The sequence below is a fragment of the Kribbella sp. NPDC051586 genome (genome assembly GCF_044453965.1).
Taxonomy (GTDB): Bacteria; Actinomycetota; Actinomycetes; order Propionibacteriales; family Kribbellaceae; genus Kribbella.
Window position 1 is genome coordinate 1,154,654 of the sequence record NZ_JBITDF010000004.1, and the last position, 22,976, is coordinate 1,177,629.

Annotated in this window: 23 protein-coding genes and 2 pseudogenes; 11 read left to right on the forward strand and 14 right to left on the reverse strand. The window is 68.9% G+C overall.

Going from position 1 to position 22,976, the window contains the following annotated elements:
- Positions 1-419 precede the first annotated feature (419 nt).
- The 4 genes from ACIA58_RS32375 to ACIA58_RS32390 all read right to left on the reverse strand — a co-directional run bounded on the left by ACIA58_RS32375 (position 420) and on the right by ACIA58_RS32390 (position 3,941).
- Positions 420-1,166, reverse strand: a complete 747-nt coding sequence (locus tag ACIA58_RS32375) for a phosphoglyceromutase (RefSeq protein ID WP_396407606.1) — start codon at positions 1,164-1,166, stop codon at positions 420-422.
- 10 nt (positions 1,167-1,176) lie between these two features.
- On the reverse strand, positions 1,177-1,665 hold the full coding sequence (locus ACIA58_RS32380) for a YbjN domain-containing protein (RefSeq protein ID WP_396407607.1): 489 nt from the start codon (positions 1,663-1,665) through the stop codon (positions 1,177-1,179).
- A complete protein-coding gene (gene mshA / locus ACIA58_RS32385) occupies positions 1,662-2,939 on the reverse strand; it encodes a D-inositol-3-phosphate glycosyltransferase (RefSeq protein ID WP_396407608.1) in 1,278 nt (425 codons plus the stop codon). Before mshA ends, ACIA58_RS32380 begins: the two co-directional genes overlap by 4 nt.
- Before the next feature lie 123 nt (positions 2,940-3,062).
- Complete coding sequence (locus tag ACIA58_RS32390) at positions 3,063-3,941, reverse strand: helix-turn-helix transcriptional regulator (protein WP_396407609.1); 879 nt, start codon at positions 3,939-3,941, stop codon at positions 3,063-3,065.
- Positions 3,942-4,067: 126 nt separating this feature from the next.
- Between ACIA58_RS32390 and ACIA58_RS32395 the strand changes: the two genes are divergently transcribed.
- The 6 genes from ACIA58_RS32395 (at position 4,068) to ACIA58_RS32420 (ending at position 8,251) form a co-directional block, all read left to right on the forward strand.
- Entirely contained in the window at positions 4,068-4,811 is a 744-nt protein-coding gene (locus tag ACIA58_RS32395) for an SDR family oxidoreductase (protein ID WP_396407610.1), read from the forward strand.
- A 107-nt stretch (positions 4,812-4,918) separates the two neighbouring features.
- The gene (locus tag ACIA58_RS32400) at positions 4,919-5,917 is read left to right on the forward strand and encodes a hypothetical protein (RefSeq protein ID WP_396407611.1); all 999 of its coding nucleotides are present in this window, start codon (positions 4,919-4,921) and stop codon (positions 5,915-5,917) included.
- 43 nt (positions 5,918-5,960) lie between these two features.
- Positions 5,961-6,707 (forward strand): SDR family oxidoreductase, encoded by a 747-nt coding sequence (locus ACIA58_RS32405; RefSeq protein WP_396407612.1) that lies wholly within the window; start codon positions 5,961-5,963, stop codon positions 6,705-6,707.
- A gap of 81 nt (positions 6,708-6,788) precedes the next feature.
- Positions 6,789-7,226, forward strand: coding sequence for a helix-turn-helix domain-containing protein (locus tag ACIA58_RS32410; protein ID WP_396407613.1), 438 nt, complete (start codon positions 6,789-6,791; stop codon positions 7,224-7,226).
- A gap of 32 nt (positions 7,227-7,258) precedes the next feature.
- The gene (locus ACIA58_RS32415) at positions 7,259-7,792 is read left to right on the forward strand and encodes a hypothetical protein (protein WP_396407614.1); all 534 of its coding nucleotides are present in this window, start codon (positions 7,259-7,261) and stop codon (positions 7,790-7,792) included.
- A 114-nt stretch (positions 7,793-7,906) separates the two neighbouring features.
- Entirely contained in the window at positions 7,907-8,251 is a 345-nt protein-coding gene (locus ACIA58_RS32420; RefSeq protein ID WP_329005576.1) for a DUF2516 family protein, read from the forward strand.
- Between the two features lie 194 nt (positions 8,252-8,445).
- Here ACIA58_RS32420 and ACIA58_RS32425 read toward each other — a convergent pair whose 3' ends face one another.
- Positions 8,446-9,237: a L,D-transpeptidase family protein gene (locus ACIA58_RS32425; RefSeq protein ID WP_396407615.1), complete on the reverse strand. Its 792-nt coding sequence runs from the start codon at positions 9,235-9,237 to the stop codon at positions 8,446-8,448.
- Positions 9,238-9,330: 93 nt separating this feature from the next.
- Between ACIA58_RS32425 and ACIA58_RS32430 the strand changes: the two genes are divergently transcribed.
- Positions 9,331-10,188: a haloalkane dehalogenase gene (locus ACIA58_RS32430; RefSeq protein WP_396407616.1), complete on the forward strand. Its 858-nt coding sequence runs from the start codon at positions 9,331-9,333 to the stop codon at positions 10,186-10,188.
- 14 nt (positions 10,189-10,202) lie between these two features.
- Positions 10,203-10,706: an O-acetyl-ADP-ribose deacetylase gene (locus ACIA58_RS32435; protein WP_396407617.1), complete on the forward strand. Its 504-nt coding sequence runs from the start codon at positions 10,203-10,205 to the stop codon at positions 10,704-10,706.
- A 27-nt stretch (positions 10,707-10,733) separates the two neighbouring features.
- Here the strand turns inward: ACIA58_RS32435 and ACIA58_RS32440 are convergent, their stop codons facing one another.
- The 3 genes from ACIA58_RS32440 to typA form a co-directional block, all read right to left on the reverse strand.
- On the reverse strand, positions 10,734-11,321 hold the full coding sequence (locus ACIA58_RS32440; RefSeq protein WP_396407618.1) for a L,D-transpeptidase family protein: 588 nt from the start codon (positions 11,319-11,321) through the stop codon (positions 10,734-10,736).
- A 216-nt stretch (positions 11,322-11,537) separates the two neighbouring features.
- Positions 11,538-13,190 (reverse strand): glutamate--tRNA ligase, encoded by a 1,653-nt coding sequence (locus tag ACIA58_RS32445; protein ID WP_396407619.1) that lies wholly within the window; start codon positions 13,188-13,190, stop codon positions 11,538-11,540.
- A complete protein-coding gene (gene typA, locus ACIA58_RS32450; protein WP_396407620.1) occupies positions 13,190-15,052 on the reverse strand; it encodes a translational GTPase TypA in 1,863 nt (620 codons plus the stop codon). Before typA ends, ACIA58_RS32445 begins: the two co-directional genes overlap by 1 nt.
- Before the next feature lie 266 nt (positions 15,053-15,318).
- Between typA and ACIA58_RS32455 the strand changes: the two genes are divergently transcribed.
- Positions 15,319-15,954 (forward strand): TetR/AcrR family transcriptional regulator, encoded by a 636-nt coding sequence (locus tag ACIA58_RS32455; protein ID WP_396407621.1) that lies wholly within the window; start codon positions 15,319-15,321, stop codon positions 15,952-15,954.
- Here ACIA58_RS32455 and ACIA58_RS32460 read toward each other — a convergent pair.
- From ACIA58_RS32460 to ACIA58_RS32470, 3 genes and pseudogenes are all read right to left on the reverse strand, one after another.
- Complete coding sequence (locus ACIA58_RS32460) at positions 15,940-16,098, reverse strand: hypothetical protein (RefSeq protein WP_396407847.1); 159 nt, start codon at positions 16,096-16,098, stop codon at positions 15,940-15,942. The two genes, ACIA58_RS32455 and ACIA58_RS32460, sit on opposite strands and share 15 nt — an antisense overlap.
- A gap of 51 nt (positions 16,099-16,149) precedes the next feature.
- Positions 16,150-16,239: pseudogene (locus ACIA58_RS32465) on the reverse strand (hypothetical protein); the annotation flags it as partial.
- A 230-nt stretch (positions 16,240-16,469) separates the two neighbouring features.
- Positions 16,470-17,078: pseudogene (locus ACIA58_RS32470) on the reverse strand (FAD-dependent monooxygenase); the annotation flags it as partial.
- Between the two features lie 111 nt (positions 17,079-17,189).
- Here ACIA58_RS32470 and ACIA58_RS32475 point away from each other — a divergent pair.
- Complete coding sequence (locus ACIA58_RS32475) at positions 17,190-18,443, forward strand: erythromycin esterase family protein (RefSeq protein WP_396407622.1); 1,254 nt, start codon at positions 17,190-17,192, stop codon at positions 18,441-18,443.
- Here the strand turns inward: ACIA58_RS32475 and ACIA58_RS32480 are convergent.
- Together ACIA58_RS32480 and ACIA58_RS32485 are read right to left on the reverse strand one after the other, a co-directional pair.
- Complete coding sequence (locus tag ACIA58_RS32480; protein WP_396407623.1) at positions 18,436-19,392, reverse strand: asparaginase; 957 nt, start codon at positions 19,390-19,392, stop codon at positions 18,436-18,438. The genes ACIA58_RS32475 and ACIA58_RS32480 overlap by 8 nt on opposite strands.
- Before the next feature lie 46 nt (positions 19,393-19,438).
- Positions 19,439-20,431 carry a YgfZ/GcvT domain-containing protein gene (locus ACIA58_RS32485; protein ID WP_396407624.1) on the reverse strand — a complete coding sequence of 331 codons (993 nt, stop codon included), beginning with the start codon at positions 20,429-20,431 and terminating at the stop codon, positions 19,439-19,441.
- 109 nt (positions 20,432-20,540) lie between these two features.
- On the opposite strand from ACIA58_RS32485, the gene ACIA58_RS32490 reads away from it, so the two are divergent.
- Positions 20,541-21,362: an LLM class flavin-dependent oxidoreductase gene (locus ACIA58_RS32490; RefSeq protein WP_396407625.1), complete on the forward strand. Its 822-nt coding sequence runs from the start codon at positions 20,541-20,543 to the stop codon at positions 21,360-21,362.
- Between the two features lie 155 nt (positions 21,363-21,517).
- On the opposite strand, the gene ACIA58_RS32495 is transcribed toward ACIA58_RS32490, so the two are convergent.
- Positions 21,518-22,942: a cation:dicarboxylate symporter family transporter gene (locus ACIA58_RS32495; protein WP_396407626.1), complete on the reverse strand. Its 1,425-nt coding sequence runs from the start codon at positions 22,940-22,942 to the stop codon at positions 21,518-21,520.
- Positions 22,943-22,976: the final 34 nt, after the last annotated feature.

A 22,976-nucleotide genomic window follows, 5' to 3' on the forward strand; every position in this document is an offset into this window, starting at 1 on the left:
CTTGCCCTCGAGCCGGAGTTGCCAAGCCGGGGCCCATCCGCGGCCCGGCGAAGCCGGCAGCAGAACAGTCGCGCCGCAGGCGCGTCCTTTGCTCGCCAACCGCAGAAACCTCGGCGAGGCAGCAGCCGTGGGCTGGACCCGGCACCCGGCACCCGGCACCCGGCACCAGAACAGTCGCGCCGCAGGCAGTGGACACTGCCTGCGGCGGACTGCAGTTGCCTGCGCCGGGGCAAGGGCTTGTGCTGCAGGCTCGCGCACCCTGGCGAGCCGGTAACGACACAGGCGCGCCCTTTCCCCGCGAACTGCACTTGCCCCGCGCGGGGCAGGCGCTGTTGATGCGGTCCCGCACCCGGCGAAGCCGGCAATGGGACAGCCGCGCCGGAGGCGGGTGCTTTGGGCGGCGCGGCTGCGGGGGCTGGTTAGCGGCCCTGGTTCTTGACGGCTTCGATGGCTTCCTTGGCGGCGGTGGGGTCCAGGTATTCGCCGCCGGGGGTGAGGGGGTGGAAGTCGTCGTCGAGTTCGTAGTACAGGGGGATGCCGGTGGGGATGTTGAGGCCGACGACGGTCTTCTCGTCGAGGTTGTCGAGGTGCTTGACGAGGGCGCGGAGCGAGTTGCCGTGGGCGGTGACGAGCACGGTCTTCTGGGCGCGCAGGTCCGGCACGATCGCGTCGTACCAGTACGGCAGCATCCGCTCGACGACGTCCTTCAGGCACTCGGTCGCGGGCAGCAGCTCGGACGGGAGTCCGGCGTACCGCGCGTCGCCGGCCTGGTCGTACTCCGAGCCGCGCTCGATCGCCGGCGGCGGGGTGTCGTACGAGCGGCGGAACAGCATGAACTGCTCCTCGCCGAGCTCCTCCAGGGTCTGCTTCTTGTCCTTGCCCTGCAGGCCGCCGTAGTGCCGCTCGTTCAGCCGCCAGGAGCGCCGTACGTCGATCCACTGGCGATCGGCGACCTCGAGAGCGATGTTCGCGGTGCGGATCGCCCGGCGCAGCACCGAGGTGTGCAGTACGTCGGGGAGCAGATCGCGGTCGCGGAGCAGCTCGCCGCCACGCTGCGCCTCCTCGACACCCTGCGCGTTCAGGTCGACGTCGACCCAGCCGGTGAAGAGGTTCTTGGCGTTCCAGTCGCTGTGGCCGTGGCGGAGCAGGATCAGGCGATAGGTCATGGCGCCGAGTCTATCGAGGCTCCAGCCAGCCCTTGAAAGCGTCCAGGTTCCGAGTCGATTCACCGCGCGAGATCCGCCACTCGTACTCCTTCCGGATCGACGACGCGAACCCGAGCTCGAGGATCGTGTTGAACGACGTATCGGCATATTCCAGTACGGCGCCGAGCAGCCGATCGACCTCCGTGGGCGTGATCGCATGCAACGGGACGCGGCCGTCCAGGTGGATGTCCCCGAGGTGATCGACAGCGAACGCGACGCCGTACATCTTCAGGTTCCGCTCCAGCAGCCAGCGGTACACGGCCTCGTGGTTCTCGTCCGGGTGCCGCGCCACGAACGCGTGCACCTGGACCGCCTGCGGCCCGACGGTCAGCGTCACCGTCGTCTTCAGCTTCCGCTCGCCCGGCAGATCCGCGGTGAACGCACCCGGCGTCGACTCGGTGAACTCGATCTCGTTCTCGGTCAGCACCTGGCGGATCACGTCCGCCGCTGCAACTCTCACCCGGCCACCTCCGCGGCGATCTCGGCCGCCATCGTGTCCGCTGCGGTCCGGTACGCCGCCAGCGTCTTGCGGGCGGTCAGCTCCCAGCCGAATCCTTGCGCGTGCTTGACCGCCGCGGTGCTCATGCTCTCGCGGGTGGCCGGATCCGTCGCGATCCGGGCCAGCGCGTCGGCGAAGTCGTCGACCCGGTGCCCGCGCACGAGGTACCCGGTCCGCCCGTCGACCACCGCCGTACTCAGACCGCCTACAGCCGCCGCGACGACCGGTGTACCGCACGCCTGCGCCTCCAGCGCGACCAGCCCGAAGGACTCCGAGTACGACGGAACGCAGACAACCGAGGCTGCCCGATACCACAAGGCCAGCCGTGCCCGCTCCATCGGCTTCACGAACTGCGTCACGTCGCCGATCCCGAGCGCCCGAGCCAACTCGGCGTGCGACTCGGGGTGCTCCATCCCGTTCCCGGACGGCCCGCCGATGATCGCGACGACAAGCCTCGAGCGCAGCGAAGGGTCCCGCTCGAGCATCCGTGCAGCCGCCCGAATCAGCAGGTCAGGCGCCTTCAACGGCTGGATCCGCCCGACGAACGCCAGTACGACGGCATCCGCCGGCAGACCAACCTCCTGGCGGGCGGCGGCTTGCGAGCCCGGGCTGAACAGGTCGAGATCGACACCAGGGTTGACCACACCGACCTTCGCGGGCTGCGCGCCGTACAGATCGATGAGCTCCTGGGCCTCGTCGGAGGTGTTGGCCAGCAGGCGATCCGCGGACTCGACCACCTGCTCCTCACCGAGCAGCCGCGCCGGCGGCTCCGGTACGTCGTCCTCCGCGAGGCTGGCGTTCTTCACCTTGGCCATCGTGTGCATCGTGTGCACCAGCGGGACCGCCCACCGGTCGCGGGCGAGCAGGCCGACCTGGCCGGAGAGCCAGTAGTGCGAGTGGATCACGTCGTACCAGCCGGGCTCGTGGATCGCCTCGGCCCGCAGTACCGCTCGGGCGAAGGTGCACAGCTGGGACGGCAGCTCGTTCTTCGTGAGTCCTTCGTACGGTCCGGCGGCGACGTTGCGGACCACCACCCCGGGCAGCAGCTCGACCCGGGCCGGGAGCACCGACGCGGTCGCGCGGGTGAACACGTCGACCTCGATCCCCAGGCCGGCCAGCTGCTTGGACAGCTCGACCACGTACACGTTCATCCCGCCGGCATCCCCAGTCCCCGGCTGGTCGAGCGGCGACGTATGCAGGCTGATCATCGCGACCCGCCGGAGGGGTCCGGTCATGGGGCCTCCCGGCCTGGACTGAGGAGCGGAGGGAGCGAAGCGACCGGAGCGACGAGGGAAGGCCGGGAGCAACAGCCCCATGGCCCGCCGCGACGGAGTCGCGGCATGAATAGAGTCACGGAGTCAGGGTAACTCCGGGGCCTCGGCCGGGAATCGGGACTTCTCCCTATCCGCGGCGGTCCAGCTCGCCAGCAGACGGAGATTCTGCTCGGAGGTCGATCCGGGCTCGACGGTGTACGTCACCAGCAGCTGGTCCGGCTCGCCTGGCGGCTGCAGCGTCTCGTACTGCACGGTGATGTCGCCGACCAGCGGGTGGTGCTGCGTCTTCGTCCCGAAGGTCTTGTCCTTCACGTCGTGCCGGGCCCAGTGCTCGCGGAACTCCGGGCTCCGGATGGACAGCTCACCTACCAGTTCGGTGAGCTCCGGATCGTCCGGGTAGCGGCCGGCGTACATCCGCAGGTAGCCGACGGTCTCGTCCGCCACCGCTTCCCACTGCGGGTAGAAATCGCGCGAGGCCGGGTCGAGGAAGACCATCCGCGGGATGTTGCGGTCCTTGAGGTCCAGGCTGTCGAAGTCTGCGATCAGGGCCGCGGCCAGCCGGTTCCACCCGAGGACGTCCATCCGTCGGCCGAGGACGAACGCCGGTACGTCGGTCATCGAGTCCAGCAGCCGTTGCAGCCCGGGTCGCATCCGTTCCGTCGTACGGCGGCGTGCCCGGCGACGAGCCGGTTTCGCCAACAGGGCAAGGTGTTTGCGCTCGTCGTCGGTCAGACGCAGTACGTCGGCGACCGCGTCCAGGATCTCCTGCGAGACGTTGTCGGCCCGGCCCTGCTCGAACCGGACGTAGTAGTCGGCGCTCACCCCGGCGGCCTGCGCGAGCTCCTCGCGGCGCAGACCGGGGACGCGGCGCCGGCCGTTGAACACCTTCAGTCCGAGGTCCTCGGGCTGCACCCGGGCCCTGCGCGACTTGAGGAATTCGGTCAGCTCCGCTCGACGATCCATGCCTCCAGTATCCAGGGCAGCCCGGATCGCAACCTGGTCCTGCCAGAACCAGGCTCAACAGACACCTGGGTAAGCCTCGGCAACCGCTCCAGGATCGGTGACATCAACCGAATCCTGGAGGACGAAATGACTGATCTCACCGGCCGTACCGCTGTCGTCACCGGCGCCGCAAGCGGAATCGGAGCTGCGATCGCCACCCAACTGGCCGATGCGGGCGCCGCGGTCGCACTGGTCGCCCGGCGGCAGGACCGGCTCGACGACCTGGCCGGCAAGCTCGGGCCGCGGGTGATCGGCGTCAGCATGGACGTCACGTCGCAGGCCTCGGTCGATGCCGGGGTCAACCAGATCCACGAGCGGCTGGGGCGGCCGGACCTGGTCGTGAACGCCGCCGGGGTGATGCTGGCCGCGCCGATCGAGGACGGCCGGCTCGACGACTGGACCCGGATGATCGACACCAACCTGACCGGCGTACTCCGGCTCGTCCAGGCGTTCACGCCGGATCTGATCTCGGCCGGCGGCGACGGAAGGACCGCGGACCTGGTGAACATCTCGTCCATCGGCGCACACGTGGTCTTCCCCGGGTACGCCGTGTACGGGGCGACCAAGGCTGCGCTGACTCAGCTGTCGACCTCGCTCCGCGCGGACCTCGCGCCGTACGACGTCCGGGTCACGAACGTCGAGCCGGGCCTGACCGACACCGAACTCGCGACGCACCTGGACACGTCCGGGCAGGACCTGATCGCCTCGATGAACGAGCAGATCGGGCCGCTCGCGGCGGACGACATCGCGGACGTGGTGACGTTCGCCGTCAGCCGGCGGCGCGGGGTCAACCTGCGACAGATCATCGCGCTGCCGACCCGCCAGGCGTGACGCAGCCCTGGTCGGCCCCGGAGTCGTCTCGGGGTAGGTCTATCCCCACCGCGAGAGGCGGATCCGGCCCACTGCGCTGAGGCCCGTGCGCCGAAAGCATGGAACCCATGCGTACAGTCCTTGAACAAGCCAAGTCCTGGCACCGTCCCCTGATGTTGATGGTGCTCGCCATGTCGGGTCTCGTGGTGGCATCCGGGATCGGTCTGCTGGTCGACAACCGGGAGATCCTCAACGAGTCCGTGTGGCTCAAGCCGTTCAAGTTCGGCATCTCGTTCGTCCTGTACGGCGCGACGCTGGCCTGGCTGCTGTCGAAGCTGCGCAAGGCGAGGCGTTTCGGCTGGTGGACGGGCACGGTGTTCGCGGTCACCGGGATCGTCGACGTCGGATTCATCGCCGTACAGGCTGCCCGCGGGACGTTCAGCCACTTCAACGACAACACCGACACGTTCAACCAGGTCGGGCAGAAGGTCTTCATGTCGGGCGTCCTCGGCCTGTTCGGTGCCAGCCTGGTGATCGCGATCATGCTGCTGTTCCAGCGCGTCGGCGATGCGCCGATGAACCGCGCCATCCGGATCGGCCTCGGCCTCGCCGTCACGGGGATGGCGATCGCGTTCTATCTGGTCGGCGCGAACACCGGCCACGAGCAGGTCACCGACGCCTACGGCCACCCGGTCACGCTGGCCGGCAGCCACGGCATCGGCGTCGAGCCGGGTGGTCCCGGGATGCCGCTCACGCACTGGAGCACCGTCGGCGGCGACCTGCGCATCCCGCACTTCGTCGGCCTGCACGCGATCCACTTCCTGCTCATCACCCTGCTGGTCCTGCACCTGCTCGCCGGTCGCATCGCGTGGCTCCGCCCGGAGCGCGTCCGCGCCCGTCTCATCGGCGTCGCGGCCTTCGCGTACGCCGGGGTGATGGCAACCGTGGCGGTCCAGGCGTTCCGCGGACAAGCGCTGATCCACCCGCACGGGACGACGCTCGGCATGCTCGGTGGCGTTCTGGCAGTCAGCTTCGTAGCGTTCACAGCCGCGATCGGGTCCGCGCGGCGTACCGCCACACCGATGCAGGCGGCGCCGCGCGAGCGTGTCGGAGCCGGTCGGTCCTGAGACTCCTGGCTTGCTCGGCCGGTGGGTTTGAGAGACTCGGGCTATGACTTCCGAGCGTCCTCTTGCCGTGGTGACCGGAGCTAGCAGTGGGATCGGAGCCGCGTCGGCGCGGTACCTGGCCCGGGCCGGGTTCGAGGTGATCTGCGCCGCGCGGCGGCTCGACCGGATCGAGGCGCTGGCGAAGGAGATCGACGGCCGCGCCGTGCGGTGCGACGTGACGTCGGCCGACGACGTCGCCGCGCTGACCGCGGCCGTCGGGGACCAGTTGCAGGTGCTGGTGAACAACGCCGGCGGCGCGTTCGGGTTCGAGCCGGTCGCCGAGGCCGACCTGGACGCCTGGCGGCGGATGTACGAGGTGAACGTGATCGCGGTCGCGGCCGTCACGAAGTCGTTGCTCCCGGCCCTTATCTCCGGTCGCGGCACGATCATCGTGATGGGTTCGACGGCCGGACAGGTCGCGTACGAGGGCGGCGGCGGGTACGTCGCCGCCAAGCACGGCGCGAAGGCCGTCGTCGACACCCTGCGGCTCGAGCTGTGGGACCAGCCGGTCCGCGTCACCGAGATCGCCCCCGGCATGGTGCAGAGCGAAGGCTTCGCACTGACCCGCTTCGACGGCGACCAGTCCAAGGCCGACGCCGTGTACGCCGGCGTCCGCGAGCCGCTCACTGCCGACGACATTGCCGACATCGTCACGTACGTCGCCACCCGCCCCGCCCACGTGAACCTCGACCGCATCACGGTCCGCCCCCGCGCCCAGGCGGCTCAGCACAAGGTCTTCCGCGAGCAGTAGCTCCCGCGTAAATCCTTCACGTGAGCCGACTCACGGCAGGTCTGCTTGCAATTGCAAGCACTCAGCTAGCACACTGGGGACATGGCCAGGTTGAGTGACAAGGCAGCTGGGGCGGTGGGCTCCGTCGGGGAGTATCTCGCCGAGCAGCGGCGGCATGCGCAGTTGTCGTTGCGGCAGTTGTCGGACCTGGCCGGCGTGTCGAACCCGTACCTGAGTCAGATCGAGCGGGGTCTGCGTAAACCGTCGGCCGAGGTGCTGCAGCAGCTCGCGAAGGCGTTGCGGATCTCCGCGGAGACTCTGTACGTGCGGGCCGGGATTCTCGATCCGGATGACGACTCCGACGGCCGCCAGGCCACCGGCGTGGTCGACGCCGTCCTGCTCGACCCCGCCCTGAACGAGCGGCAGAAGCGCGTCCTGCTGGACGTGTACACGTCGTTCGTCCGGGAGAACGCCACCGAAGCGGCTCCGGCGAAGAAGCCCTCCGCCCGCAAGCGCAGTACCGATCCCGGTACCGACTGAAACCTGCTGAAGACATCCCGAGGAGAAGCCTGATGGCTACCCGTACGCCTGTTACCCCGTTCTACGCGATCGCCGGCGCCGGCGACCTCGCGGTCGAGAAGGTCCGCGCGGTCGGCGAGGACGTGACCGCCCGGTTCGCGAAGCTCGACCAGAAGACCCTGCAGACCGAGCTCACCAAGGAGCTCACCAAGGCGCAGACCGAGCTGGCCAAGCGCTTCGAGGCGATCGTCGCCGACGCCCGGACCGCCCCGGCCAAGCTGCGTGAGCTGCCGAAGACCGCGCAGGCCGGCTTCACCGTCGTGCTCGGTCAGGCCGAGGAGACCTACGAGGATCTGGCCGGCCGCGGCAAGGACCTGGTCGAGCGGATCCGCAGCCAGAAGGCGACCGAGGACCTGGTCACCACCGCGAAGACCACGGTGAGCAAGGCCAAGGCCACCCGGACCACCGCCAAGAAGACCGCCCAGACGGCGACCCGCAACGTGAAGGCGACCACGACCAGCGCCCGCAAGACCGCGAAGGCGGCCGGCAAGGCGGCCGAGGCCGCCGCCGACAAGATCGGCGACTGAAACCGCCACCGAGGGTGACAATTCACCTGTTTTTGCGTGAAACCTGCCCCCGGGCGGTCCACAGCTGCGACTCAGCAGAGGTGGGCCGCCCGGTCTGTCGGTTAGGCTCGTAGCATGATCACCTTCCAGAGCCTGATCCCCGGGTTCGGCGATCCACTGTCGGTCATCTGGTGGGTGCTGCTTGTCCTCAAGCTGGTCGCGCTGCTCGATGCCGCCTTCCGGCCCCGCGCGGTGTTCATCGCCGCCGACAAGCTCACCAAGCCCGGCTGGGTGCTGATCCTGGTCGTGTTCACCCTGAGCCAGTTCTTCCAGGGCTGGCTGAGTTTCTTCGGCCTGATCGGCATCGTCGCGTCGGCGGTCTACCTCGTCGACGCCCGGCCCGCCCTCCGCGCCGCCACCGGTCGCGGCCGCGGCGGCTGGGGCGCCCTGCGTCGCCGCCGGGGACCCCGCCCGCTGTGACACGGGCCCCCGCCACCTCCACCACTCCCGCGCTCTCACCGTCCCCCACCCCGCCCACCCCAACTTGCCGGGGTCGGCACACCTAGTGGTGGGCTTGAACAAGTTATTGCCTGTTCAAGCCCACCACCAGGTGTGTAAGCCCTGGTTGTTCGAGGTTCAGTACGGCGGGGTGGGTCGGTGCAGCGGGCGGGGTGTTACGAGCGGTAGACGATGACCTTGTCGCCGACGTTGACCTCGTCGAAGAGGACCTTGATCTTGGCCAGGTCGCGGACGTTCACGCAGCCGTGGGACGCGCCGTTGTAGCCACGCGCCGCGAAGTCCGACGAGTAGTGCACCGCCTGGCCGCCGCTGAAGAACATCGCGTACGGCATCTTCGAGTCGTACAGCTTCGAGACGTGGTTCCGGCTCTTCCAGCCGACGGTGAAGCTGCCCTCGCGGGTCGCGGTCTTCACGGCGCCGAACCGGACGTCCATCTGCATCTTCACCACGCCGTCGACGACGTACCGCAGCTTGCGGGTGGACTTGTCGATGCACAGCGCCACGCCGGTTGCGCACCGCGGGTCGAGCTTCTTGCCCTCGACCACCGGGGCCGGCGGGTACAGCTCGGTCTGGGTCGGGACGTGGGTGACCTTGGCCAGCTGGTCCAGCGTGTTCTGGTCGACGTACCCCAGCTGGGGAATGCCCTTGGACTTCTGGAACTTCTTCACCGCGGACCGGGTCATGGTCCCGAAGTCGTTGTCCAGGTAGCGCTTCTCGAGCAGCTTCAGCTGCACCAGCCGCGCCTCGACCTTGCGGACGTTCGTCCCGCTGGAGCCGTTCTTCCACAGCGCCTTCGGGTAGATCGGCAGCTCGCCGCTGACCTCGAACGGCACCGTCTTCACATCGGAGCCGGTCGCCGTCGCCGTAGTTCCGGAACTCAGGAGTGTCGCAATCACACCGCCCACGATCAACGTGCTCAGTGCCTTGCGAATGATCAGCCCACGCATCGGGCCCCCTCCGTCTCGACCTCGTCCCTACACTTGTAGGACGTCCTCACCGGCCATTCGGTTGGCTCAGCGTACCGGAGGAAGGCTCAGTTGGTGACCGCGCTCAACTCGGTGGAGATCGGCATCCGGATGGCCTATCGCGAGGCCGGCACCGGACCACCGGTCGTGTTCCTGCACGGCAACCCCACTTCGTCGTACCTGTGGCGAGACGTCCTCGGCCCGGTCTCCGCGATCGCTCGCTGCATCGCTCCGGACCTGGCCGGGATGGGCAGTTCGGATCCGTCGGCGGCCGGCGACGCGGAGCGGTACCGGTTCGTCGACCATCGTCGGTACATCGACCTGTTCTTCGAGGCACTCGGGCTGACCAGCGACGTGATCATCGTCGGCCACGACTGGGGCGGCGTACTCGGAACGGACTGGGCCCGCCGGCATCCGGATTCCGTCCGGGGGATCGCGTACCTCGAGACGCTGGTCGCGCCGGTCACCTGGGACAGCCCGAACGCGCCTGCACCGGAGCTGTTTCGCCGGCTACGCAGTCCGGAAGGTGAAGAGCTGGTCCTGGCGCAGAACGTCTTCGTCGAGACGGTCCTCCCGAGCGGCATCCAGCGCAAGCTCACTGACGACGAGTTCGCGACGTACCGAGCGCCGTTCGCCGAAGCTGGGGAGCGCCGCCGTCCGACGCTGACCTGGGCGCGCGAGATCCCGATCGACGGATCGCCGGCCGACGTGCACGACATCGTGGCGGCCAATGCGGCGTGGATGGCGGAGTCACGGGTACCGAAGCTGTTCGTCAACGGCGAACCGGGAGCGCTGCTCACCGGACCGCTGCGCGAGCTGTGCCGTCGCTGGCCGAACCAGCGTGAGGTCACCGTCGCCGGCCTGCACTTCCTGCCGGAGGATTCGGCCGCCGCGATCGCGGACGCACTCCTCGACTGGATCCCGACCTGCTGAAGGAGACCGCCACCATGGAGATCGTTCTGAGTACCGCGGACATCACCACGGTGCCCGTGGACGCGATCGTGAACGCTGCTCATCACGCGTTGCGCGGTGGTGGCGGCGTCGACGGCGCGATTCATCGGGCGGGTGGTCCGGAGATCCTCGCGGAGTTGATCGAGCGGTACCCGGACGGCACCCCCGCCGGGTCGGCGGTGTGGACCACGGCCGGCGCGCTGCCGGCGTCGTACGTGATCCACGTGGTCGGGCCGAACTACGTGGCCGGCCAGCGGGATCCGGCGCTGCTCGAGTCCTGCTACCGCAACGCGTTGCGGATCGCGGACGAGCTCGGGGTCAGGACGATGGCCCTGCCGGCGGTCTCGGCCGGGATCTACGGGTGGCCGGCCCGGTCCGCGGCGGACATCGCCGTACGGACGATGCGCGGTACGCCGACGAACGTTGCCAAGGGCACCTTCTGCCTGGTGGAGCCGCGGCTGTACAAGGCCTTCGAGAACGCGACAGCGGCCGGGGAGTAGCTCCCCGGCCGCCGCTCGAACCTCAGCTCACTTGCTGTAGACGACAACCTTGTCGCCGACGTGCACCCGGGCGAACACCCAGGCGATCTTGTTCTTGTCGCGGACGTTCACGCAGCCGTGCGAGGCGCCGTTGTAGCCACGGGCCTTGAAGTCCGACGAGTAGTGGACGGCCTGGCCGCCGCTGAAGAACATCGCGTACGGCATCTTCGAGTGGTACAGCGAAGAGACGTGGTTCTTCGACTTGCGGTAGACCTTGAAGACGCCGCTGCGGGTCGGCGTCTTCATCGCGCCGAACCGGACGTCCATGACCTGGATCGGCTTGCCGTTCACGACGTACACCAGCTTGCGGGTCTTCTTGTTGATACAGAGGACCCGGCCCCTGGTCAGGCACCGCCGGTCGACCTTGTACTTGGCGATGAGCCTGCTGGTGGACGTTGACGTGGTCTTGGCCGCCGCCTTCGGCGGCAGACCCGCCGGCGCCGGCGCCGTGGCCGACTTCTGCGCCGACCCCGCAACCTGGGGCGCGGCCTCAGCCGAAGTGGTCGCCGACAGCGCACCGACGCCCACGAACGCAACGGCCGTCAGAGTTGCGCAGACCTTACGCAGAATGCCCATGTTTTCCTCGTCCTTCCCCCAAAGAGTGCTTCCACAAGACAGACGTCGCCGCATGGCGTCTGGTTGGTAACGAATCAAAACTTCTTCCCCCACCGGCGACCGAGAAGTTATGTATCACACCGATGTAGTCAAGGTCGCGCCGTGTGAGCCACCGTGTCCACTTCGTGGCCTACGCGTTTCCGGCCGGAGTCCCAGCAGTCCCTTCAGTCCCAGGGGTTACTGAGCGAGCGCCTGCAGCCGGCGCAGGACTTCCGGTGCGCCGAGCGCCTGAGCGGTCGCGTGCAGGTCGGGACTGCGGGTCGCGCCGGTGATCGCGACGCGCACCAACTGCGAGGCCTCGCGGATCGAACCCGGGTACGCGTCCGGATCCTTCTTGTACTCCTTGGCATTCGCCGCGAACCCGTGCTTGGCTGCCAGCCCACGGATCTGGTCGAACCACTCCCGCGGGTCGTCGCGATGCTCGTACCCGGCCACGAGATCGCGGGCGAACGCCGTGACGACCTCCGGCGCCACTCCCAACGGAGCCAGCCGCTCGTCGCCAGGACCGTCGACCGGCACGAACAGCTCGGTGAAGAAGAAGCCGTACGCCGAACGGAAGTCCGACCACTTGCGCAGGTCCTTGCGCGGGTTCTCGACGCCGTCGCGCTCGACGGCCAGCGCACGCAGCGCGAGCTCGGTCTCGTTGTCCAGCACGGGCACCAGCTCAGCGTCGTACTCCGTCGCCCACACGCGCACCGCGTCGAGGATCTGCTGGCCGCTCAGCGTCGCGATCTGGTCGGCGCTGATGTCCTCGAGCTTCACCAGATCGACGAGTGGGCCGGCGACACCACACTGGTCCAGCTGGATCGGCGTCGACAGCGCCTCCGCCAACGGCAGCTCCGCGAGCCGGCCGTTGGCCAGGCCACGCAGGTAATAGAGCACCGCGTCCGCGGGGTAGCCCGCGCCGATGTAGAAGTCGACGCCGGCCTCGGGGTCCTTCCGCTTCGACAGCTTCCGCTTCCCGCCCGGGATCTGCTTCATCAGCGGCGCGACGTGCGCGTACGTGATCGGCTCGAACTCGAGCGCCGCGAACAGCTGCTGGTGCAGCGGAACGGACGAGATCCACTCGTCGCCGCGGATCACCAGGTTCACCCGCATCAGGTGGTCGTCGACCGCGTGCGCGAAGTGGTACGTCGGCAGCCGCGGCGACTGGTCCGAAGACTTCAGGATCACCGCGTCGTTGCGATTCGCCTCGTGCTCGAGCCGGCCGCGGATCGCGTCGGCGAAGCTGGTCCGCTGCCCGTCGGCGTCGTCAGGCGTCCGGAAGCGCACGACGTACGGCGCGCCCTCGGCCAGCTTGGCCTGCACGTCGGCCGGATCGGCGTTGCGCCACAGGGCGTACTTGCCGTAGTACCCCGTCGGCACCTTGGCGGCCTGCTGGCGGGCGGTGATGTCGGCAAGCTCGTCCTTCGTTGCGAAGCACAGGTACGCCTTGCCCTGCCGGAGCAGGTGCCGCACGTAGGTGAGGTAGATCTGCTCGCGCTCGGACTGCACATACGGCCCGTACGAACCCTGGCGCCGGTCCTCGTCGGTGCTGATCCGGAAGTACCCGAAGGCACGGTCGAACTGCTCCAGTGCGCCCTCGACCTCACGCGCCTGGTCGGTGTCCTCGACCCGCAGCAGATACACACCACCGGAGTCGGTCGCGACGTCCCGGTCGATCATCGCCGTGTAGATCCCGCCGATGTGCACGAACCCGGTAGGCGAAGGCCCGAACCGCGTGACCTTCGCACCCTCCGGGAGCTCGCGCGCCGGATACCGCTCTTCCCAGTACTCCGGCTCAGGAAGATCCGCCGGGAACAGCCCGTCCACCACCGCGCGGTCCGGCATCAGCTCTTGCTCTTGCGGCCGAGTTTGGAGCGCTCGATCTGGGTGAGGGCCACCTTGCGCATCCGGATCGCGTCCGGGGTGACCTCGACGCACTCGTCCTCGCGGCAGAACTCCAGCGACTGCTCGAGGGACAGCTTGCGCGCGGGCACGAGCTTCTCGAACTCGTCCGCGTTCGAGCGGACGTTCGTCATCTTCTTTTCCTTGGTGATGTTGACGTCCATGTCGTCGGAGCGCGAGTTCTCGCCGACGATCATGCCCTCGTACACCTCGGTGGCCGGCTCGACGAACATCGTGCCGCGCTCCTGCAGGTTGATCATCGCGTACGACGTCGCGGCGCCGGCCCGGTCCGAGACCAGCGAGCCGGACGGGCGGGTGCGCAGCTCGCCGAACCACGGCTCGTACCCCTCGAACACGTGGTGGGCGATACCCGTCCCGCGGGTGTCGGTGAGGAACTCGGTGCGGAAGCCGATCAGGCCACGGGCCGGGACCAGGAACTCCATCCGGACCCAGCCGGTGCCGTGGTTGGTCATCTGCTCCATCCGGCCCTTGCGGACCGCGAGCAGCTGGGTGACCGTGCCCAAGTACTCCTCGGGGCAGTCGATCGTCAGCCGCTCGACCGGCTCGTGCCGCTTGCCGTCGATCTCGCGGGTGACCACCTGCGGCTTGCCGACGGTCAGCTCGTAGCCCTCGCGGCGCATCTGCTCGACCAGGATGGCCAGCGCCAGCTCACCACGGCCCTGCACCTCCCAGGCGTCCGGACGCTCGGTCGGCAGCACCTTCAGCGACACGTTGCCGACGAGCTCGCGGTCGAGGCGGTCCTTGACCAGTCGCGCGGTCACCTTCGTGCCCTTGGCCCGCCCGGCCAGCGGCGACGTGTTGGTGCCGATCGTCATCGAGATGGCCGGCTCGTCCACGGTGATCAGCGGCAGCGGCTTCGGGTTGTCCGGGTCGGTCAGGGTGTCGCCGATCATGATCTCGGGGATCCCCGCGATCGCGACGATGTCGCCCGGCCCGGCCGAGTCGCCGGGGACGCGCTCGAGCGCCTCGGTGACCAGCAGTTCGGTGATCTTGACCTTCTGGATGGTGCCGTCGTGGCGGCACCAGGCGACCTGGGCGCCCTTCTTCAGCGTGCCCTCGTGCACCCGGACCAGCGCGAGCCGGCCGAGGAACGGCGAGGCGTCCAGGTTGGTGACGTGGGCCTGCAGCGGCGCGCCCTCGGTGTACTCCGGGGCGGGCACGTTGTTCAGGATCGTCTCGAACAGCGGCTCGAGGTCCTCGGAGTCCGGCATCCCGCCGTCGGCCGGCTGGGTCAGCGAGGCACGACCGGCCCGCGCGGACGCGTACACGACCGGGAAGTCGAGCGCACCCTGGTCGGCGTCGTGGTCGAGCAGGTCGAGGAACAGCTCGTAGGTCTCGTCGACGACCTCGGAGATCCGGGCGTCGGGACGGTCCACCTTGTTCACCACGAGGATCACCGGCATCTTCCGCGCCAGCGCCTTGCGCAGTACGAACCGGGTCTGCGGCAGCGGGCCCTCGGAGGCGTCCACCAGCAGCACGATCGCATCCACCATCGACAGCCCGCGCTCGACCTCGCCACCGAAGTCGGCGTGGCCGGGGGTGTCGATGATGTTGATCGTCATCTGCTCGCCGTTGGCCATCTTGTGCCGCACGGCGGTGTTCTTGGCGAGGATCGTGATGCCCTTCTCACGCTCCAGGTCGCCGGAGTCCATCGCCCGCTCGTCGACGTGCTGGTGGGCCCCGAACGCGCCGGACTGCCACAGCATCGCGTCGACGAGGGTGGTCTTCCCGTGGTCGACGTGGGCCACGATCGCGACGTTGCGCAGGTCGTTACGGACAGGCATGAGGAAGCGCTCCAAGCAGTCAGAGGGTTCTGGCGGTGGCTACGGCTGGTTTCACGTGCCACTCGACACAGGGCGCAGCATCTTCATCCTACCCGTCGCGCTGCGTGTCCCACGAATCGGGACGACCTTTGACATTTGTTGACTGGACGTCCAGTCTATAAGCGGCGCCTGGGGAGGGGCCGTAACCACGGGGGGTCAGCCCCGGGGCGCCGGGCATGAGGATGGGGATCGCCCGGCGCTTCAGGGTTTGACCAGGAGAGGAAGCAGTGCCGCGATCGGCCACCGTCAACCAGGAGATGCGCGAACGCTCCCGCGAACGCATCCTGGCGGCGGCTCTGGAGGTCTTCGCCGCCAACGGCTACGAGGCCGCGTCGATCTCCGACATCACCACCAAGGCGGGCGTCTCCCGCGGCCTGGTGTCGTACTACTTCGCCACCAAGGAGGAGCTCGCCGCCGAGCTCCTGGATCGCTGGCTGGACGGCATCGCCGGCATCCTGACCATCCCGGGAACACCGGACGAACGTCTGGCCGGCATCATCGACGGCGCCCTGATGGCGGCCGCGACCACCCTGCACATCCAGCGGCTCGCGATCAGCCTGATGATGCTGCCCACGACACACGACGTGTTCGCGCGCGTCGAGCAGGCGAAGTCGGAGCGGCTGTCGCTGGTCGAGGACGCGATCCGCGACATCTTCACGGCCCGCGGCGCCACCGAGCCGGCTCTCGAGGAAATGTTGCTCAGAGCAACGTTAGAAGGTGTGACGGTCAAGCTGGCGATCTACCGCGAGACCTTCCCGGTGGAGGCGATCCGCCGCCGCCTGCACGCCGGCTACGACCTGCCCGCGCCGGCGACGCCGCTCCCGATCCCGTCGCCGCCGGTCGACCGGCTACGCGCGAAGTGACTGCGGCGGCGTCCAGTCGAAGATCCGCGTGCCGTTCCGCAACGCCGCACGCGGTGGGGTGATCCGCAGCAGCGCGTTCCGCAGCAACTGACCACGCGGCCCGACCGCTGCCCCCATCCGGCCCATCTGCGCCGACCGGCTCACCAGCCGTCGCGTACGCCGATAACGCTGTGACTCGTACCGCTGCAGCCCGGCCGCGAGATCACCGCCGACCGGGAGCACCAGGCCGACCGTGACCGCGTCCTCGAGCGCGGAGTTCGCACCCTGCCCGAGCGTCGGCAACATCGGATGCGCCGCGTCGCGACCAGCACGGTCCGCCCCACGGTGTACCGCGGCAGCGGCCGATCCAGCACCCACACGTCGTGCCGGATCACCTCGTGGGTCGACTCGGTCAACGCCCGTACGTCGGGAGCCCACGTGGCGAAGTACTCCCGAACCGCCCGGACCTCGTCGGCGAACTCGTGGCCGCTCGGCATCGCGACGTACCCGTACCAGTAGACCTCGTCGGCGCTGATCCGGAGCGCGCCGAACTCGGCGTTCGGCCCCCACGTCATCGCGAACCGATCGTCCACGGTCCTGTCCGCGATGGCCGCCCGCCAGCAACTGAAACCGCTGTACCGCAACGTGTTCGGGAAGAGTGCACTGCGGGTGATGCTGCGGATCCCGTCCGCGGCGACGACCAGGTCCGCCCGTGCGGTGTGCGTGCCGTCCGCCGATTCCCAGGTGACACAGGCACACTCTCCTCCCGGCGTACCGGGCTCGACGGCGGACACTCGCGCATCGAGCACGAGGTCCGCGTCCTGCGTGTCCGCCAGCACCTGGTGCAAGCGGCGGCGGTGGATCCCGGTCATCCGGCCTCCACCATCAGGTGCCTTGAGCAACCATTTCCCGTCCCAGCGACGGGTGCCGGCCGCCCAGACGCCGTACCCGTTCCGCCGGATCTCCTCCGCCGCCCCGATCACCTCGGCCGCCCGGTACCCGTTGTCGGTCACGACGAGCCCGGCACCGACCTCTCCGAGCGCGGGCGCACTCTCCAGCACCCGCACGCGCCATCCGCTCTGCCCCAACGCGGCGGCGGCCGCCAGTCCGCCGATCCCGGCCCCGATCACGATCGCCTCGTCCATGCCATTCACCTTAGGAACGCAAACGTCCAGGCGCGTACGACGGACGGCGTATCTGCGAAGCCCTCCGCTGGAGGATGCCCGCGACGGCGCTGAGCGACAGGGTGGGACGGCATGGAAACCATCTCTCGCAGAACGTTGCTGGCCGGCTCGGCACTCGGCGTCACCGCGGCCGGCCTGGGCGGCACCGCCGGCTACGCAACCGGCGACCCCATCACCCGGTGGATCACCGAGAACGCCAAGCCGATCTCCGAACTGCAGCCCGGCAACGCGCAGATCGTCGGCCTCGGTGAAGCAGTGCACGCGACCGCCGAGATCACTCATCTCAAGCTCCGCGTCATCCGCGACCTCGTCGAGCACCACGGCTTCCGTGCGATCGCGTTCGAGGACGACTGGTCCCTGGGCACCCAGTTGAACGACTACGTCCTCACCGGCCGGGGCGACCTGTACGCGCTGATGGGCCAGCTGAGCACGGAGGCCCGCACGCACGAGAACGCCGAGCTGTTCGAGTACCTCCGCGCGTACAACGCCACGCATCGCGACAAGGTCCGGTTCGCCGGTTCGGAGTACTTCTCGACGCGGCGGCTCTCGTACGACGCCGTCTCGGAGTACGTCGCTCGCCGCGCACCGCACCGCCTGGCCGAGCTCCACCGCAGCCTGGACCCGATCCGCCCGACCACTGACGACATGGGCGCGTACGTCCAGTGGTACTGGCAGGAGGTCAAGGACAAGACGCCGTACGTCGCCAAGGCCCGCGCCGTGTACTCGCTGGTGCGTGACCTACCGCACCGGCCGAACGACCGCGACTACGCGCTCACCGAGCACCATGCACGCCAGATCCGCTCGTTCTACACGGCATTCAGCCTGCCGGAGGATCAGAACTGGTTGTACCGCGACGCCCGCGCCGCGGAGAACGTCCACTGGTGGCACAGCTTCACGCGCAACAAGGTCATCTACTGGGCAGCCAGCGCCCACACCGCCAACGCACCGCACCTGCAGGTCAGCGAACCGCCCGTCGCCTTCCGGAGCGCCGGCTCGTACCTCCGTGCCTGGTACGGCGACCGCTACCGCTCGATCGGCTGCACGCTCGACCACGGTACGTCGCTCGGTCCGCTCACGATGCCGCCCGCACCAACGGACTGGTTCGAGCACCAACTGACGGCGACGGGCCTGGACGACTTCCTGCTCGACCTACGCACCGAACCGCAACCCGCAGCCGTCCGCGCCTGGCTGCACCGCACCGCCAAGACCCGCGGTTTCCCAGACGCCGGACCGTCGTCCTACCTGACCGGCGACAGCCTCGCCGACTGGTTCGACGTCGTACTCCACACCCGCGAGGTCACGCCGACCCACCCATTGGTCAGCTGAACGCCGGCGCGTGCGGCCGGACCGCACCGACCACGTTGTCCCCGCCCGTGAGGTCGAAGTGCAGGTGCTTCTCGATCGTCTCGTTGGTGATGCCGAGGCGCTGGAGAGTTGCCGCCATCACGACCTTGCGGGCTCGCGCCGTACCGTCCTCGAGCTTCAGTGCGATCCCGGTGCCGTCCGCGAGCCCGACGGCGTACACACCCTCGGCACCGGCCTTGCAGAACAGGCCGTTGACGGCCCGCATCAGCTCGGCCTCGTCACGCGTACTCCCGCTGGCGTACTCGGGATGCGCACGGAACGCGTCGGCGATCCGGCCCTCGTTCGTGTCCGCGGCCGCGGACGCGAAGAGGCCGAACGAGCGGGCCAGGCCGGAGAGCGTGAGCGCGAAGATCGGGGCGCCGCAGCCGTCGACCGCGACGTACGAGACCTTCTCGCCGGCGGTGTCCTCGATCGCCGTCCGGATCTCCTTCTGCAGCGGGTGATCCGGCGAGCGGTAGGTCTCGAGGTCCCAGTCGTTGAGCGTGCTGGTCAGGAGCATCGCGGCGTGCTTGCCGGAGCAGTTCATCACCACCCGCTCCTTGCCGTGACCGGCCTTGACCCAAGCGTCCCGGGTCTCGTCGTCCAGCGGGTACGCGACCGGCGTCTGCAGCGCGGTCTCGTCGAGACCGGCCTTCGCCAGGATCGCCCGTACGCCGTCCACGTGGAACTGCTCGCCGGAGTGGGACGCGCCCGCGAGAGCCAGGAGCTCATCGGTGAGCGGCAGGCCGTTGCGGAGCATGCCGAGGGCCTGCATGGGCTTGTTGGACGAGCGCGGGAACATCGGCTCGTCCACGATGCCGACGGCCCAGTCCACGCTGCCGTCGGGATTCGTCACCACGACGGAGCCGCGGTGGTGGCCTTCGACGAAGTCGCTGCGGACGACGTCGGCCAGGATCACAGGATCGGTCACGGCTGAACTGTACAGGTGCAAAATGCCGGGTTGCGAATGATTCCCCTCACAACCGCGAGCGCACGTGCAGCCCGACCTCGGGGTCGACCAGAAGCTCCTGGCTCGCCTTGACCGTCGGCTGGTCCTCAGCGACGACGTCCAGCACGGCCTCCGGATCGACGTTGCGCTTCACGATGGCCAGCGCGATCGGGCCGAGCTCGTGGTGGCGTGCCGCCGACCCGATGGCCCCGACCTGCTTCTCCCCCGCGAGTACGGCGTCCCCGTGAGCCGGGAGGCGATCCACCGAGCCGTCCAGGTGCAAGCGCACGAGCCGCCGCGGCGGCCGGCCGAGGTTGTGCACCCGTGCGACCGTCTCCTGCCCGCGGTAACAGCCCTTGTTCAGATGTACGCCGACGCCCAGCCAGCCGAGCTCGTTCGGGATCGCGCGCTCGTCGGTGTCCAGCCCGAACCGCGGCGCTCCCGCCTCGATCCGGAGCGCCTCGTACGCCCACACGCCAGCGGCCTGGCCCTCCAGGCCGGCCAGCTCCGCGCGCGGCAGGAAGACCTCGTGCCCACCGAGCGAGTCCTCGCCGGTCCGGGTCAGGTGCTCGCCTTCCGCCGTACCGGGGCGCCAGATGATCGCGTAGTCGTCGGTCACGTCCGCGATCTCGACGCGAGACATGAACACCATCTTCTGCAGCCAGTCGACCAGCGCCTCGACCGCCCCGGGCTCGGTGTGCAGCCAGAACGTCTCCCCGTCGTCCACGCCGTACATCACGTGCTCGACGTGCCCGGTCGGCGAAAGCAGGAGCGCAGTGGTCGACGTACCAGGCTTGAGGCCCTCGAAGTACTGCGTGGTCAGCGCGTGCAGCCAGGTCAGCCGGTCCGGGCCGGTGATGGTGACCACATCGCGGTGCGACAGGTCGACGAACGCCTCGCCCGCGACGAGGGCCCGCTGTTCGCGGAGGTCCGAGCCGTAGTGGGCCGCGACGCCGGCGTCGATTCCGTCGGCCTCGACCGCGCCGGGCCGGTCCAGCAGGGGGCTGCGCTTGCGTGACATGTCACCAGAGTACGTCGAGCGGCGTACGGCGAACGCCTCCCGTCGTGGGATGTGGACACACCCCCTCTGCCGCGAGGGTGGAGGTATCAAACGACGGAGGGAGAAGGCGATGAGCGACAGGCGATTCCGGTTCGGCGTGGCGGGGAGTCCCACGACCGGTGAGGAGTGGATGAAGACGGTCCGGCAGGCGGCGGACCTCGGGTACTCGACCGTGCTGATGCCGGACGGGCTACAGCTCCCTGCGCCGTTCTCGTCGCTGGCGATGGCGGCCGCGGTGGCCGACATCCGCGTCGGCACCTTCGTCGCGGCGGCGCCGCTGCGCACACCGCGGCAGGCGGCCTGGGAGGCGCACACGCTGACCGTGCTCACCGACGGGCGGTTCGAGTTCGGCATCGGCACGGGACGCCCGGTCGCGGAGCAGCAGACGGCTGAGGTCGGTCTGCGGTGGGGTACCGCCCGGGAGCGGCGCGAGCAGGTCGTCGAGACGCTCGATCTACTGCGTGAGCTCGATGGTGAGCGTCGTACGCCGATCATGCTGGCTGCCGGCGGGCCCAAGGCGCTTGCGCTGGCGGCCTCGCGGGCAGACATCGTGTCGATCGCCAAGGACGCCACGACCCCTCGCTCGGAGGTTGCGGCCGTCGCGCGGGAGTTGCGTGAGCTGGCCGGGTCCCGTGCCGACGACATCGAGCTCGCGATGAACCTCCTCGCGGCCGGCACCCGCCCGCTGCCGCCCTGGACCAAGCGCGCCTCCGGCGTCGAACCCGACGAGCTCGAGGCGATGGACTCGCTGATGCTGCTCCGCGGTACCCCACAGGAGATGGCCGACGAACTCGAGCGCCGTCGCGACCAGATCGGCGCCAGCTACATCAGCGTCAACTCGGGCTACCTGGAGGACTTCGCCCCGGTGATCGAGCTGCTCGACGGGAAGTAGCGGATCCCCAGGCCATCACAATCCGTGGCCGGCGCGGTCGCGCCGCGGGGGGTGCCGCCGGCGCGGCGATTGTGATGGCTTGGGGATCCGCCACGCACAGCGCTGCCCGCCGGTCTGTGGCCCGGCGGGCAGCGTGTGGAGGGGTGGAAGTTGGTCTAGGTGTCTTGCCGTGTCTCCGACGGGCCGGTGCCGACTCCTGCGGTGCCGATTCCTGCGGTGCCGACTGCTCCGGTGCCGACTTCTGCGGGAACGTCGCCGGCGTGGGTGTCCCCGGCGGCGAAGGCGACCTCGTCGAACGGGTCGTTGCCGGCGAACACCTGCTGGGCCTGTTCCTTGTCGAACTCACCCACCCAGTGCCCGACCAGCACCGTTGCAACCGCGTTACCGGCGAAGTTCGTCAGCGCGCGGGCCTCGGACATGAACCGGTCGATGCCGACGATCAGCCCGACGCCGTCCAGCAGCTCCGGCCGGTGCGACTGCAGACCGCCCGCCAGCGTCGCCAGTCCCGCACCGGTGACGCCGGCCGCGCCCTTCGACGCGACGATCATGAACAGCAGCAGCGAGATCTGCTGGCCGAGCGAGAACGGCGTGTCCATCGCCTCCGCGATGTACAACGACGCCATCGTCAGATAGATCGCCGTCCCGTCCAGGTTGAACGAGTACCCGGTCGGGACCGTGATACCGACCACGGACCGGTCGACGCCGAGGTGTTCCATCTTTCCGATCAGTCGGGGCAGGGCGGTCTCCGACGACGAGCTGGACACGATCAGCAGGAACTCACGACCGAGGTACCGCAACAACTGGAAGATCGACAGGCCGGTGACGAGCCTGAGGATCGCCCCGAGTACGACGACCACGAACAGCAGACACGTGATGTAGAAGGCCAGCATGATCTTGCCGAGGCTGACCAGCGCATCCCACCCAGTGGCGCCGACGACCGCCGCGATCGCGCCGAACGCACCGATCGGCGCCGTCCACATGATCATCGACAGGATCTTGAACACCAGTCGCTGGATGTGACCGATGCCGATCAGGATCGGCTGCCCCTTCGAGCCCATCGCCTGCAGGGCGAACCCGACGAGCAACGCGACCAGCACGGTCTGCAGGACCTGCCCCTCGGTCAGCGAGGAGAGCAGCGTCTTCGGGATGATGCCGAGGATGAAGTCCGTCGTACTGGTGTGAGCGCCGGCTGCCTGTGCCTGACCGGTCTTGCGGAGCTTGTCGGTCAGGTCGAGCCCGGCGCCCGGCTGGACGATGTTGCCGACCACCAGGCCGATCGCGAGCGCGACCGTCGACATCACCAGGAAGTAGCCGAGCGCGAGACCGCCGACCTTGCCGACGCTGGCGGCCTGCCGGACCGAGCCGATGCCGAGCACCAGCGTGCAGAAGATGACCGGGCTGATCAGCATCTTGATCAGGTTCACGAACCCGGTGCCGAGCGCCTTCAGCTCGACCGCGAAGTCCGGGAACAGGAACCCGACACCGATGCCGAGCAGGACGGCGACGATGACGGCGATGTAGAGGAAATGGGTCCGGTCGTTACGGACCGGAGTCGGGCGGGGTTCGGTCGGGCTCGACATGGTGGGACTCCCTGTATCGGCCTGGCGGAGGGGT